Here is an 11597-nt window from a genome sequence, read left to right as displayed (position 1 = left end):
TAAGGGTTCGATAAACCAAGACTACTATATTCAAAGAAGGAACAAAAAATGATAGCAGGAGAAAGAAAACAAATGCTTGAACTCCCCCTTAAGCTTATCTTAACTGATGAGGGGACAACTTTTTTTATTAAAAGAAACAAAAAACTCTTGCGATTTAAGCTTGCAGGCAATGTCGAAGAATACGGAATTTCTTTAGAAAAATTTATGCCTGAAACTATCCAACGATTGCTTTTGGCAGACTATATTTCAAAAATAGAAATTTCTAAATCCGAATTTGTTTCATCCCGGCAAGAAATTATGGATCTTTCCAAGCTCATTGTTTTTTCCGTATTGTATCGTCAGTATGATGATTTTATTTTTAAACAAATTCTTAATTCTCCGGTTATAAAGCGCTGGAATCGGGTAAATCCTGCAAGTATTATTGATGAAAAAACCCATATTAACGAAAGATTCCTAGCGAATATACTGAAAAAAAACGAACAGCTTATTTATGACTCAAAACAGGAAATTCTTACGCCGATGTATTCCTTTATCAATAAAAACGATCAATTACGCCCTGAAGAAAAAAACATTCAATTTTTCTTAGGGGAAAAATTCCTTAATAATCTGCGCCCCTTTACCTGGTTCATTATTACAAAATTCAAATCTTCAGCAGATTTTGAAACCCTCCTTAAAACAATACGAAGCAGTTTAGCGGAATATATGGACAAAACCCGTATTGCGGAATATATATCCTTAATGCTTATGGAGTTAATCCTCAGCGCCGAAAACATGAATCTTCGTAAAGAAGCAAAAAAACTATATCCTGACCTGACGGATGGACAGGAAGCGCTTTTTGATCCGAATATCAGACGGAGATTAGTTGCCGAACTTGAAAGAAATCAGGAATTGGTCTTTGTTTCTTGGAAACTTGGCGGCGGCAGTACAACATCAATCGGGACACAAGGCAAGTTGCAGGTAACGCTTTACAGTAAAAATGAGCAATCGGAAGCGGTTAAAAATAATTTAAATGATATAAAAAATACGGATGTGAATAAAAATTCTTTAATTGATTTTTACCGTGATTTGCCCGAAGGACAGCAGGACAGCAATCTTGGTATGTATTATATCTCTTATTTGAGCGAAGCATGCGAAAAGGTTAATGTCCGTTTTGAATCAAGTGCCAATAGATTCGAAAATTCGGATCTTACCGTTATAAATCTATCTTTTATGTTTTAACCATGAAAAAAAAGCGCTTTTTTCAAATATTTTTGCTTGTTATTTCAATATTCCTCTTCTCTGCCTGCTCTTTTGATGCCCCCCGTATTATTACTACTGAGGTTAAACGCCTGTATATTATTGATTCAAACGAAAACTTGCGGGAGCGACTTTCGGTATTTGTTTTATACACTGATAAAAATGGCAGAAATGATTATGCCTCCATGAAAATAAAAGAAAATACCAGTGATTTTATATGGACGGCAGACAGAGAAAATTCATCTTTTTTTCTATCTTCCGCAAATAATGACACGGAACTCTGGACCGGTTCAAATAAATTCGTATATCCCGGGCAAAGATTTCCCGAAGGCATGTATACAATAACGATTGAAGACCTTGCCGGAGAAACGGCAAAAATTGACTGCTCTCTGGTAAAAGCGCCCGATATACTTACTGCGCCGTTTTCATTTTCTCTACAAGATAATCTTTGGAAACTTACATTAAAAGACGAAGGCAGTAATTTTCTTACCGCCTCGCTTATTTTCCTTGGCGCCGACCGACAACCGCTTGCAGTCCAATCTCTGTCTCTTATACAAAAAGGTGATAATACAGGAGACATCCAAGAGGCAAAAAAACTCTATTCGGACTCACGATATGTGCAATGTTTGATAGAAAACGAGAATAGAACTATAGCGTTTATTTCCCCTCCGCAAACGTTGTATCCATAACGATACTTTGAGTGTTATTGCTACATGGATATCGTAGAATTAAAAAATCGCCCTATTTTAACTTTCGTATTGCGAGCCGGCAGAATGACTGACGGCCAAAAGCGTGATTATGCTGTTTTCTCAAAGAGATGGTGCATTCCTTATCAAAATGAGCCCATACAATTTGAACATATTTTTGGAAATTCCCAACCGGTTATAATGGAGATAGGATTCGGAATGGGACTTGCAACTGCGGAAATCGCTGAAAAAAATCCCGGCACTAATTATCTCGGAGTTGAGGTGTACAAACCAGGCGTCGGTAAACTTTTAGGAGAAATTGAGAAACGAAATCTCTCCAACATACGCATTATTGAGTATGACGCAATACAAGTATTGCAAACAATGATTGACGAAAAATCTCTTGCGGGATTTCATATATTTTTTCCCGATCCGTGGCAAAAGAAAAAACACCATAAACGCAGATTATTACACCGCCCAAACACAGACTTATTTGTTTCCCGATTGCGGGATGGAGGCTATATTTATGCTGTTACCGATTGGGAGCATTATGCACATGATGCCTACGCAGAACTTTCCGCCACAGCCGGACTTACATCAAAATATGAAGGCTTTGCCCCTTCTCAAAGCTGGCGCCCAAAAACAAAATTTGAGTTAAAGGGGCTGAAAAAAGACCATGTAATTCGCGAGCTGTTTTTTACCCGTACAAACGGCTTGTAAAAGCTTGTTTCTTTTTCCGTTAGCATCATTCAGCATTTTGCAAAATAGATTTCCTTAAAAATAAAAAGCATAGACTCTCTTTCTTACAAAACTCTTTTAACCATAAAAGAGTTTAATTCAATCATGAGAGATTTCTTTCATACTTGTAATTTCGGTTGCTTAATGATATGCTTTTTTTCAGGTAAGCAGCAAATGCTTTAAAACCTGTTATATTGTGCTTATTTGAAAAAGAGATGAAAATAGAGAAGAGAATTATGAAAAAAAGATTAACACTACTTATGTATGTATTTTTGCAAACTCAGCTTTTGCTTTTTTCACAAACAGATCCGCTCGTACTCTCATATCAGCGAAATTTTCTGCGTGCAAATATCAGTACAAAGATCGACATACTTAGCGATGCCGTAAAAAATTCGGAAAAAACCATGTTGCCGCTTTTTAGAACCGCCCTGGATTTTACCGAATCCGCTTATTCGATACTCTTAGATGACAGACAGTTTTTGGAAATGGCTGTTCTTACAGTAACAAAACTCGGTGAATTACAAGATGCCGAATCCCTTGATTCAATTCAACGGTTGCTTTTGCTTGCCGATGACGGTGCTCTGGGCATTGCATGTATTACCGCGCTTTCTTCTGCAAAAAAATCGAATCCGGAATTTACTGCTTTTCTAATTTCATGGTATGAGAAAAAACTAACGGAATCTCTTACCGGAAAAAAAATTGACCCAAAACTTTTGGAGGCTGCCGCTGCAACACTCGGTAACTTAAAAGACAAAAAAACGTTTAAACCGCTATTTGAAACAGTTTGCAGCCCGATTGATCCATCCATCATTACGGCTGCAAAAAAAGCTGTGTCAGATAATCTTTCTTTGTTTTTCACCGACATTCTCGCCGAAATGGAAGATAAAAATCTGCAAAAAGTTTACAATGCCTTCTCCTTGGTAAAAGAGACCCCTTCAACCGATGCTAAAAAAATCGGAAAAATTGCTGAAAAAGCACTTGCAACCGGTTTAAAGCAAAAAAACATCGCTCCCGCGCTGAGCAAAAAACTCATCAATGAAAGCTTAACTGTATTACAAGATTTACGCTGGAGCGGTGCAAGCCCCGCTGTCGTGCATTATTTTTATACCGCTCAAGCAGAGTATAAAGCAGGTGCCCTTTCCGGTTCGGAACTTATTCCGGTAATACGGTGTATGGGAGCAATGGGAACAACGGAATCGGTACAAGCCCTTTCAATCTTTTTAGGCATGTTAAATTCCGAAACGGAAAAAACAAAAACCTATGATGAAAATCTCATACTCACCCTGATTCAAGCACTCGGGGAGCTTGGGAATAAAGATTCTTTTGATTATTTACTGTATGTCAGTTATTTGAATTATCCCGATTCAATAAAAAAAGCCGCGCGAGAAGCAATTGCACAGCTTAAATGGTAAATAACTCTACTTCTCAAAAATTCCTTTTCAAGATACTGACCGACATTTTTATTTTTAAGTGGACAAGTTTATAAAAAGACTTTATAATAAGTTTCATACGGTGTTTTTAAAAAATGTCTTATACATCAAGCCTTTTTTTGATTTTCTGCTTCCATTTATTTTGGCATCTTCTGTCTCCGATTTAAAAACAGATATCATGCGTGGATTGGAATTATCATACTATTTTGCAGACGATCCCGATTTAGCCGCTTGGTTTTTGACCCATGAACAAGATGGTGTTTTAGGGGATGAAATTAAAACAACAATGAAACAACTCGCATCCAGAGAAGGCTTTTTCACAAGCTTTGCTGCAAATATGCTGACCAACCATTATTATACGATTTCAAACGGAGAAGTTATATTTGAAACGTTAAATCCCTGAGTTGACCCGAATGATGATTGGGTGCTTGAAAATTTAGCCGATCCTAACCGGGAGCAGCTTAATTTAAATTATGAAAAAACCTTGGATACTACAAATTTTTATTTTGATATAAAGGTTCTTAATAACGGTAAGGTTATAGGGATTGCCGGAGTAGGAATAAGTTTAACAAATGCGGTTGAAGGTTTGAAAAAAGCAAACCCAAGCCCCCATTCTTCTCTGTATTTAATTGATGCCAATGATAAAATCATCTCTTCTTCAAACAGAGATGATGTTGAGAAAAAACTATCCGACATTGTTTTAGGCGCACATCGATCTACGGTCGAGGGATTTAATCACATTGAATCCTATACCGATACCGATGGGCATAAAATGATTTTAAGTATGCAAAAACTTGACCGGCTTCCCTATCGAATAGTACTTATATCGCGGCTCGATGATTTTGTGCCTACTGCTTGGGAGCTGTTAAAAACTCCAGTGATTCTTATTGCAGTATTTTTTATTATTATCCTGATTTCCGGAAATTTTTTGATAGGCGCCCTGTTTAAAAAATTTAACATAATATACAGTCTTTTAGAAGACCTTTCGAACGGTAATTTTACAAAACGAATACAGTCAGACAATGACGAAGTCGGAATAATGGCAAACTTTTTTAATAAAACACTTGATGCGGTTAGGGATTCATTTAAGTCGGTAAAAGGTGAGACAATAGAATTACAGAGCATCGGAGATTCTTTATTAAAAACATTGAAGAAACCAGTCTCGCGCTAAATCAAATCGGTGGAAGTATCAGCGATGTAAAAAATCAAATTGTCAATCAAACTGCCGGCATAGAAGAAGCTCAGGCAACTATTTTGCATGCATCAAAAAGCTTGGAACGTTTAGGAGACAATACGAAAAATCAATCGGAAAATATTTTTGCTTCATCAAGGTCGGTAGAAAACATGGTTGTAAGTGTAAAAGAATTGGAGCAAATTTTTCAAGAGAATGCCGGTCTTGTTGCCGGGTTAAACTCTGTTTCGGTTGAAGTTAGAGAAAAAAATGCTATCACCGCACAGTTTATAAAAACGATCATCAATCAGTCTGAGGGCTTGTTGGAAGCAAGCAATGTTATTGAAGGAATTGCGGAACAAACAAACCTGCTTGCAATGAATGCGGCAATTGAGGCTGCTCATGCAGGAGATTCCGGCAAAGGATTTGCCGTTGTTGCGGAAGAGATACGAAAACTTGCGGAAAACTCTTCAGAGCAGGCAAAAAGTATTACGCATGTGCTTATGGATTTAAAAAATTCAATTACCGATGTTGATGTTGCTTCCGAAGAACTTGGAAAATGGATAATCGAAATTGTAAAAACCATTGACGGAATAAAAACAAAAACATCTTCGGCGTTGGCATTACTGAATAATCAAACCGCTCATGGAGAGTATGTGCTTGATCTGATAAAAAATATTAACGAATCTGCGGAAGCGGTGAGCAATCAAACAGAACAGATTTTAGCCGGAAATTCCGAGATTTTACAACAAATGAATGATTTAGCAGCATCATCACAAAATGTGCACAATAACGCCAATCATATGATGGATAGAACGCTGAGAATCCAAACGCTTGCGGAAGATGTAAACACCATGTCTGAAAAAAACAAGCAGAGTATTGAAAAATTAAATATTGCCGTTGATAAGTTTAAAGTTTAAAAAGAAACTGCCATGCCGTAGTGTGGCGTTTTGTAATTAACTTCCTGTTATAAAAATTGGAGTATCAACAATAAGGGACTGTGGATTTAAGCATTCTAATGGTAAATTGCTCGCCGTTGCGCCGTGTCGAACTCTTTTTTATAAAATTTTTTACGTGTTGGATAAGATGTATTAAAAAACGAATCGACTTATTAAAAAAACGTTATAGTGGTTTAATCGATTTCAAAATAAAAACAGCCTCGACGTATAACGGTCGAGGCTGTTTTTTAATCTTTAGCTAATTTTTTTACCGTAATAGGCTGCTTCGTAAATCATTTTTACATCGGCTACCGTCGGGTTTCCCGGATTTGTGAGCGTACAAGGATCTCCATGCGCGTTTTCACTCATTCGATCCAAAACTTTTTTGAATTTTGCCTCGTTAAAATCAACTTCGGTACAATCTTTAAAGGTAAGCGGGATATCAAGTTTTTTATTAAGTTCGCGTACCTGTTCGGCAATATCCGCTACTCCCAGTCTTTTTTCCGCTAACTCGTACTTTGAAGAATACTTTCGATTAAAATCAATGATATAGGGCATCAAGATTGCATTTGCAAGTCCGTGCGTAACCCCGAACTCTCCGCCAATTTTGTGTGCAAGCGAATGCACTAAACCGAGTGAAGCATTTGTAAAAGCCATGCCTGCCAATGTTGAAGCATTGTGCATATGCGTACGTGCTTCCATATCTTTACCATCAGCATAGGCACGCGGTAAATATTTAATTACCAGCCGTAATGCTTCAATCGCATAGGGATCGGTAAAAGAGGTTGCCGCTGTTGATGCAAAGGCTTCAATCGCATGTGCAAAAACGTCCATGCCGGTGTTTGCCGTTATATGGGGCGGCATGCAGGCAGGCAGTGCAGGATCCAAGATTGCAATATCGGGTACCATATCGGCTGCCACAATCGGGTATTTAATATGATTTTCCGTATCGGTAATAACGGAAAATGCCGTAATTTCACTTGCCGTACCGCTTGTCGAAGGAATACAGATAAGCTTTGCCTTATTTCGAAGGCTCGGCATTGAACCGGGAGTGATAATATCGGTAAAATCAATTGCAGGATGCTCGTAGAAACACCACATTACTTTTGCGGCATCCAAGGCGGAACCTCCTCCTATAGCCACAATCCAATCAGGTTCAAATTCAGCCATCTTCTTACCGCCTTCAATAACGGTTTTAACAGATGGATTCGGCTCTACCCCGTCAATAATAATTGATTCAATTCCCGCCTTTTTAAGCAAGGCAGCGCTTTTATCAAGAAATCCGAATCGTTTCATTGAGCTTCCGCCGGTTACAATTGCAGCTTTTTTACCTTTAAGCTTTGCTAAGTGATCCAAAGCATTTTCGCCGTAAATAATTTCTCTCGGCACTGAAAAATTCATAATACTCATAATTTACACTCCTACATAATAAAATTATATCTATATATATACAATGAATTTAAAAATATGTCAAGGGAAGAATATAGTTTAACAGGACTTACGAATGAACAAGGGGCGGCTGCCCCTGTACCCCGCTTTGGTGTGCTGCGCACCAGCGGTTGGAGGTTTTGTAAGATTTTTTTGTTTATGCTTCGCATTAAGGGCTTGGGCAGCCCTTAGACCTGCCGTCCACACGATGTTTAAAAGCATCAACACTATTTTGTAGAATTGAAGCTTTTAAACTCGGAGGCGAAGTGAAAGCCAGAATTTCAACACTTCGCCCTTGCTGCTGGCGCAAGGCTTTTTTCGCTTATGCTCCGCCGCGATCCTGTACTCTGCACCGGAGGAATGTAAATTTCAGAACGGGCACGGACGCCCGTGGTTCCACGCAGACGGTTTAGTTTTTGACAAGGACGGCAAAATCAGAACCGCCACGGATGGCGGTGGTTCCAAACAGAATTGAGTTTGGAAACTACCACATTTGTATAATAGGAGTTTTCAAACTCATAGGTTTGGTTTTGACATGGACGTCAAAACCAAACCGTTGCTCTTTTTTATAAAACTTGCATTAAAAAAATAATCGGGTTATCAAAAAGCGTTCGCGTAGTTTTTAACCGTTGTTTTGTGGTAATGAGGAATGTGGCAAACCGATAGTGGCGATACTTTGAAAGCGTATAACCTGTATTATCGGTTAGGGCGTGTGTCCGTAAATTACGGCCGTACTTTCCAGCCGGTTTAGGTTTTTTTTGTCCGCACAATAAACCGTTCGTGCAAAACTTTGTCAGTGCGCAAAATGCAGGGATGCCCGTGAGATACCCAGTCTCTTTTTTCGCCGGTTTCGGGGTTGAGCAAGGTGTATTCAGTATCGGGGATGGAACAAATGTCGGGGCCGATGTATTCAAGCGGCTGCCCCGCACTAATCTTATTCATCGAGACAAACTCATATTCGTGCAGCGCTCCGTTTGTGTTGAGCTTTTTGCCGATGACGCCTGCCATCATATAATCCGCCTTGGTTTCTCCGCGCGTTGTTTTATTCGCATCATCTTTGGAAAAATAAAAACCGGTTGCAAATTCCCGGTGTGCGGTATTATACAGCTCTGCAATAAAAGGTGCCGCCTCTTCCGCAGTGATTTTTCCGCTTAAACTGTCAATCTTTTTTCGATATGCCCGCGTTACCAACGCCGTATAATAGAGGCTTTTCATCCTCCCCTCTATTTTTAAGGCATCGGCGCCCGCCTTTTGCAGCTCATGCAAATAATCGATCATACAAAGATCTTTTGAAGAAAACATTGCCGTGTAATTTTCGCCTTCTTCAATCGGGAAAAACTCGCCCTGCCGCTCCTTTTCCTGCACCGCAAATTCCGCGGCCGGTTCTTTGTGCCGGGAAGACAAAAGCTGATACTCCCACCGGCACGAATGCGTGCACGAGCCGGCATTTGCACTTCTGCCGGTAAGATAGGCTGAAATAAGGCACCGCCCCGAATAGGCAATACACATTGCACCGTGCACAAAACATTCAAGCTCCATATCGGGCACCCGCTCCTTAATTTCGGCAATATCCTGCAGCGAAGCTTCCCGTCCGACAACAACACGCGAAAAGCCCATGCGATGATACATTTTTACCGCCGAATAATTGATACAATTTGCCTGCGTGCTTAAATGCAGCGCCGCATGAGGAAACCGCTTTTGCAAAATCGGCACCAAACCGATGTCCTGCACAATAAACGCATCAATCGGATACAGGGCAAAATAATCCGACTCGGCTAAAAAATGCTCAATCTCCTTATTATGAAACGAAATATTCAGTGCGCACAAAAGCTTTTTTGGCTTTCCCTGCCGCGCGTATGCCTCCTTCAGCGCCCGTATCGCCTTATACTCCTCATCAAAAAAATTATCCGCCTTCACCCGCAGCGAAAAATTCTTCAACCCGATATATGCCGCATCGCCGCCATATTCCCACGCATAGGTAAGCTTTTCAAGATTTCCCGCAGGCGCCACCAATTCCATCGACTGTAAACATTCTACCGTACTCATTGCGCCACTATACCATAAAAACAAAAATCCTACAGCAATTTTCGCACAAGAAATTTTGTTTGTTGCTAAAAATGCGGGATTTTGCCGTCCGCTGCAAAAACAAATCTACGAGTTTGAAAACTTCCTGTTAAAAAAAATTTTATATAAAAAGAGTCCGACACGGCACAACGGCGAGCAGTTTACCATAGGGCGAAGTTTTGAAAATTTACTATAACTTCGCCTACGAGTTTTGCCTGTTTGCAATAAGGTGTCAGGCAAAACATCGTTTAGAATTTTGCAAGGGTGGGTAAACTTACCATAGGAATGGCGAATCCTCACGCTGCTATTGTTAATGCTTTAATTAGTATAACAGTGTTCGTGGTTCCGTCTGTGGTGGTAAAGCCGATTTTCCGCGAGCTTCAAACCACAACGCCCAAAAAACGGTAAGATAGTTCGATCTTGCTATTTAAAAATTGGCACTGTTTCCTATTTCTTAAGCAAAATTATCTCAAAAATGGTTGATTTTATGCTTATTTATTAATAAAAGCTATTTTCATTATAGATATTTTTATTGTATAATGAAATATATAGACATTAGGAGAAGTAACATGAATGAATTACTCGTATTATTTTTGATTATGTCCATCGGTTATGTGCTTGGAAGTATCAACTTTTTCGGCATTAAGTTCGGAGCCTCCGCTGTACTTATTACCGCACTGGTGTTTGGACACTTCGGCTTTACCGTACCGGCTTTTTTATCAAAAATCGGCATTGTATTATTCTTGGCGCCCATCGGTTTAATGGCGGGGCCGACCTTTATCGCAAATATTAAGAAAAACGGCGTGGCTTTTTAACGCTTTCTTTTATCACCTGTTTGGCAGGCGGCATTATCATTATTCTTGCCGTAAAAATATTTCAGATTCCGATTGCGCTTTCGTTGGGGCTCGCAACAGGAGCAATGACTTCCACTGCAATGCTCGGCACGGTAAACTCGCTTACCGACTCGGCCTTGCCCGGCATTGGGTACGGGATTGCTTACACGTTTGGGGTTATCGGCGTGGTCATGACTGTGCAAATTATTCCGAGGCTTCTTAAGGCGGACAGAGATGCCGAAAACGCAAAGCTGGTTATTCCTACCGGCAAAAGCGCTAAAGTGAAAATCATTCCCGAGAATTTAATCACTATAGAACGAAACGGTTTGTTTTCTTTGGCACTTGCAGCGCTTTTAGGTATTTTGCTCGGCAGTATAAAAATTCCTATCGGTGAAAGTGTTAAGTTATCGCTTGGTGCGGGCGGCGGATCACTGATTGCGGGGCTTTTCCTTGGGCATTACGGCAATTTCGGCAGAATAAATCTGAAAGTTTCAGACACCAGCCTTTCCCTCATCAGAGACCTCGGGCTTGCATTCTTTTTATTGCAATCAGGTTTGAAAGCCGGAAGCGGCTTTGTTGAGGTTATTTCAACGCACGGTGTGAAATTATTTTTTATCGGCGTTTTAATGACCATGGTTCCGACGCTTATCTGTTTTTTTACCTCATACAAATTTTTTAAGCTGCCGCTTTTTGCTGCGCTCGGCTCGACAACCGGCTCAATGACTTCGGCTCCTTCGCTCGGTGCGCTTTTGACTGTAACGGAAGATAACAAGGTTTCAGCCTTTTATGCGGCAACGCAGCCGACCGCAACAGTGATGATGGTATTCTTACCGCAGCTGGTAAACCTTTTCTTGCCGGTTAGTTAAATGAGCGGCTTGGGCGTCCCTGGAACTCTGGACTCCCGAGCTTTTTATAAATAAGAGCCCGACACGGCGCAAGGGCGAAGTTTTGAAAATTTACTGTAACTTCGCCTACGAGTTTTGCCTGTTTACAATAAACTATCAGGCAAAACATCGTTTGGAATTGATAACGGCGAGTAAACTTACCATAGGGCAAAGCGTTAATAATTTGCC

General features: G+C 40.0%; 11 protein-coding genes. 9 read left to right on the top strand and 2 right to left on the bottom strand.

Features of this window, described 5'->3' with window-relative positions:
• The first annotated feature begins 48 nt into the window (after positions 1-48).
• From FUT79_RS06290 to FUT79_RS06260, 7 genes are all read left to right on the top strand, one after another.
• Positions 49-1218 carry a DUF8084 family protein gene (locus tag FUT79_RS06290; protein WP_002694787.1) on the top strand — a complete coding sequence of 390 codons (1170 nt, stop codon included), beginning with the start codon at positions 49-51 and terminating at the stop codon, positions 1216-1218.
• 2 nt (positions 1219-1220) lie between these two features.
• On the top strand, positions 1221-1925 hold the full coding sequence (locus FUT79_RS06285) for a hypothetical protein (RefSeq protein ID WP_024753435.1): 705 nt from the start codon (positions 1221-1223) through the stop codon (positions 1923-1925).
• Positions 1926-2009: 84 nt separating this feature from the next.
• On the top strand, positions 2010-2642 hold the full coding sequence (gene trmB / locus FUT79_RS06280; protein ID WP_024753434.1) for a tRNA (guanosine(46)-N7)-methyltransferase TrmB: 633 nt from the start codon (positions 2010-2012) through the stop codon (positions 2640-2642).
• Positions 2643-2896: 254 nt separating this feature from the next.
• Positions 2897-4072 carry a hypothetical protein gene (locus tag FUT79_RS06275; protein ID WP_024753433.1) on the top strand — a complete coding sequence of 392 codons (1176 nt, stop codon included), beginning with the start codon at positions 2897-2899 and terminating at the stop codon, positions 4070-4072.
• 100 nt (positions 4073-4172) lie between these two features.
• Positions 4173-4493 carry a hypothetical protein gene (locus FUT79_RS06270; RefSeq protein WP_148889408.1) on the top strand — a complete coding sequence of 107 codons (321 nt, stop codon included), beginning with the start codon at positions 4173-4175 and terminating at the stop codon, positions 4491-4493.
• A 21-nt stretch (positions 4494-4514) separates the two neighbouring features.
• Positions 4515-5261, top strand: a complete 747-nt coding sequence (locus FUT79_RS06265; protein ID WP_148889406.1) for a methyl-accepting chemotaxis protein — start codon at positions 4515-4517, stop codon at positions 5259-5261.
• 83 nt (positions 5262-5344) lie between these two features.
• Positions 5345-6181, top strand: coding sequence for a methyl-accepting chemotaxis protein (locus FUT79_RS06260; RefSeq protein WP_148889404.1), 837 nt, complete (start codon positions 5345-5347; stop codon positions 6179-6181).
• Positions 6182-6454: 273 nt separating this feature from the next.
• Here FUT79_RS06260 and FUT79_RS06250 read toward each other — a convergent pair whose 3' ends face one another.
• Positions 6455-7609: an iron-containing alcohol dehydrogenase gene (locus FUT79_RS06250; RefSeq protein ID WP_148878849.1), complete on the bottom strand. Its 1155-nt coding sequence runs from the start codon at positions 7607-7609 to the stop codon at positions 6455-6457.
• Between the two features lie 765 nt (positions 7610-8374).
• Entirely contained in the window at positions 8375-9646 is a 1272-nt protein-coding gene (locus FUT79_RS06245; protein WP_002700031.1) for a peptidase U32 family protein, read from the bottom strand.
• A gap of 614 nt (positions 9647-10260) precedes the next feature.
• Here FUT79_RS06245 and FUT79_RS15710 point away from each other — a divergent pair.
• Both FUT79_RS15710 and FUT79_RS06240 read left to right on the top strand, forming a co-directional pair.
• Positions 10261-10506 carry an aspartate-alanine antiporter-like transporter gene (locus FUT79_RS15710; RefSeq protein ID WP_206172369.1) on the top strand — a complete coding sequence of 82 codons (246 nt, stop codon included), beginning with the start codon at positions 10261-10263 and terminating at the stop codon, positions 10504-10506.
• Between the two features lie 20 nt (positions 10507-10526).
• Entirely contained in the window at positions 10527-11390 is an 864-nt protein-coding gene (locus tag FUT79_RS06240) for an aspartate-alanine antiporter-like transporter (RefSeq protein WP_206172370.1), read from the top strand.
• Positions 11391-11597 lie beyond the last annotated feature (207 nt).

It is taken from the genome of Treponema phagedenis, assembly GCF_008153345.1.
Classification (GTDB): Bacteria; Spirochaetota; Spirochaetia; order Treponematales; family Treponemataceae; genus Treponema; species Treponema phagedenis.
This window is presented reverse-complemented; position numbering and strand designations above follow the sequence as displayed.

Bases quoted from the DNA above. Each gene is read 5' to 3' on its own strand.
- FUT79_RS15710 (WP_206172369.1), top strand. From the start codon at position 10,261: ATGAATGAATTACTCGTATTATTTTTGATTATGTCCATCGGTTATGTG.
- trmB (WP_024753434.1), top strand. From the start codon at position 2,010: ATGACTGACGGCCAAAAGCGTGATTATGCTGTTTTCTCAAAGAGATGG.
- FUT79_RS06250 (WP_148878849.1), bottom strand. From the start codon at position 7,609: ATGAGTATTATGAATTTTTCAGTGCCGAGAGAAATTATTTACGGCGAA.
- FUT79_RS06290 (WP_002694787.1), top strand. From the start codon at position 49: ATGATAGCAGGAGAAAGAAAACAAATGCTTGAACTCCCCCTTAAGCTT.
- FUT79_RS06285 (WP_024753435.1), top strand. From the start codon at position 1,221: ATGAAAAAAAAGCGCTTTTTTCAAATATTTTTGCTTGTTATTTCAATA.
- FUT79_RS06275 (WP_024753433.1), top strand. From the start codon at position 2,897: ATGAAAAAAAGATTAACACTACTTATGTATGTATTTTTGCAAACTCAG.
- FUT79_RS06245 (WP_002700031.1), bottom strand. From the start codon at position 9,646: ATGGAATTGGTGGCGCCTGCGGGAAATCTTGAAAAGCTTACCTATGCG.